The following is a 2,334-nucleotide window of genomic DNA, read 5'->3' on the forward strand; positions in this document are numbered from 1 at the left end:
TTTTGCAGTGACGGCGTGCCTTTTGCATAATGAACCTACGAGTTACCGTATCTGGCAAGGATAAGCGGCAGGAGCCGCGCATCCGCAGTGAAAGCGAGCCTGAAGAGGGCGTCATAGTCAGATGTGGTAGACGCGAAACCAAGTGATCTACACATGTCCAGGATGAAGTCCCGGTAACACGGGATGGAGGTCCGAACGGATAAGCGTTGAAAAGCTTCCCGATGAGGTGTGTGTAGGAGTGAAAGGCCAATCAAACTTGGAGATAGCTCGTACTCCCCGAAAGGCATTTAGGTGCCGCGTGCAGTGTTCTCCCCAAGAGGTAGAGCGACCGATAGGACGCGAGGGCTTCACCGCCTATCAAGTCCTGACGAACTCCGAATGCTTAGGGGATAGTAGCTGCGCAGTAAGGGGACGGGTGCTAAGGTCCGTTCCCGAGAGGAGAAGAATCCAGACCGCCGTCTAAGGTCCCGGAGTTCTGCCTGAGTTAGTCTAACGAAGTCTGGTCCCCGCGACAGCCAGGATGTTGGCTTGGAAGCAGCCATTCATTTAAAGAGTGCGTAACAGCTCACTGGTCGAGGGTCCGGGCGTGGATAATAATCGGGTATAAGGCAGACACCGAAGACGCGGGATAGCATTGAAAAAAGTATCGGTAGGGGAGCATTCCATCGGCGTCGAATGCGGTGAGGCGATCACCGCTGGAGCCTATGGAAAAGCAAATGTAGGTATAAGTAACGATAAGGAGGGTAAGATTCCCTCCCGCCGTAAGACTAAGGTTTCCCGGGCAATGCCAATCATCCCGGGGTCAGTCGGGTCCTAAGGCTCAGCCGAACGGCGAGGCCGATGGCAGAAAGGGTTAACATTCCCTTACTGCCGCACGGAGCGATGCGGAGACGGAGGCGTGACACCACCGCGGAGATACGGAATTCTCCGTTGAAGGGCGTAGGCGTTGAGGGCGGCAGGCAAATCCACCGCCCGAGTCGAACCTCGAAAGTATGCCTTTCCCTTCGGGGCGAGGCAATAGCGTGGGTAACCATACTCCCGAGAAAATCCGCTAAGCTCAATCCGTGCGGCACCCGTACCGCAAACGGACACACGTAGTCGGGTAGAACATACTGAGGCGTTGAGAGATTCATGGTTAAGGAACTAGGCAAACTGACCCCGTAACTTCGGGATAAGGGGTCCTCGTCGCAAGGCGAGGCGCAGAGAATAGGTCCAGGCAACTGTTTAACAAAAACACAGGGCTGTGCTAACTCGAAAGATGACGTATACAGCCTGACACCTGCCCGGTGCCGGAAGGTTAAGAGGAGAGCTCAGAGGCAACTCGAAGGTTTGAATTGAAGCCCCGGTAAACGGCGGCCGTAACTATAACGGTCCTAAGGTAGCGAAATTCCTTGTCGGGTAAGTTCCGACCTGCACGAATGGTGTAATGATCCGGACGCTGTCTCAACCATGATCTCAGTGAAATTGTAGTATCGGTGAAGATGCCGATTACCCGCGATGGGACGAAAAGACCCCGTGAACCTTTACTGCAGCTTAGCATTGACCTTGGTCATCCGATGTGTAGGATAGGCCGGAGGCTTCGAAGCGGGGGCGCCAGCCCTTGTGGAGCCACCCTTGAAATACGGCCCTTTGGCTGTCCGAGGTCTAACCCGCTCGTTGCGGGGACACTGCTTGGTGGGCAGTTTGACTGGGGTGGTCGCCTCCAAAAGCGTAACGGAGGCTTCCAAAGGTACCCTCAGGCCGATTGGTAACCGGCCCATTAGAGTGCAATGGCATAAGGGTGCTTGACTGGGAGGCAGACATGCCGAGCAGGCAGGAAACTGGGGCATAGTGATCCGGTGCAAGTGTATGGAAACTGCATCGCTCAAAGGATAAAAGGTACTCCGGGGATAACAGGCTGATCCCCCCCAAGAGCTCATATCGACGGGGTGGTTTGGCACCTCGATGTCGGCTCGTCACATCCTGGGGCTGGAGAAGGTCCCAAGGGTTGGGCTGTTCGCCCATTAAAGTGGCACGCGAGCTGGGTTCAGAACGTCGTGAGACAGTTCGGTCTCTATCTATCGTGGGCGTTGGAGTTTTGCGTGGCCCTGTCACTAGTACGAGAGGACCGTGATGGACAGACCTCCGGTTTACCGGTTGTGCCGCCAGGTGCACCGCCGGGTATCTGAGTCTGGATCGGATAAGCGCTGAAAGCATCTAAGTGCGAAGCCGGCCGCAAGATTAGAACTCCTCATGAGGGTCGTCCCAGACGAGGACGTCGATAGGGCGCAGGTGTAAAGGCGGCGACGCCAAAGCCGAGCGCTACTAATTGCCCGAAACTTTCTTACCTCCCCC

At 55.7% G+C, this 2,334-nt stretch carries 1 rRNA gene; it reads left to right on the forward strand.

Features of this window, described 5'->3' with window-relative positions:
* Nucleotides 1-2,329 (forward strand): 23S ribosomal RNA (locus BN93_RS17225).
* The last annotated feature ends 5 nt before the right edge of the window (nucleotides 2,330-2,334 follow it).

The organism is Prevotella conceptionensis 9403948 (assembly GCF_000312305.1).
GTDB lineage: Bacteria > Bacteroidota > Bacteroidia > Bacteroidales > Bacteroidaceae > Prevotella > Prevotella conceptionensis.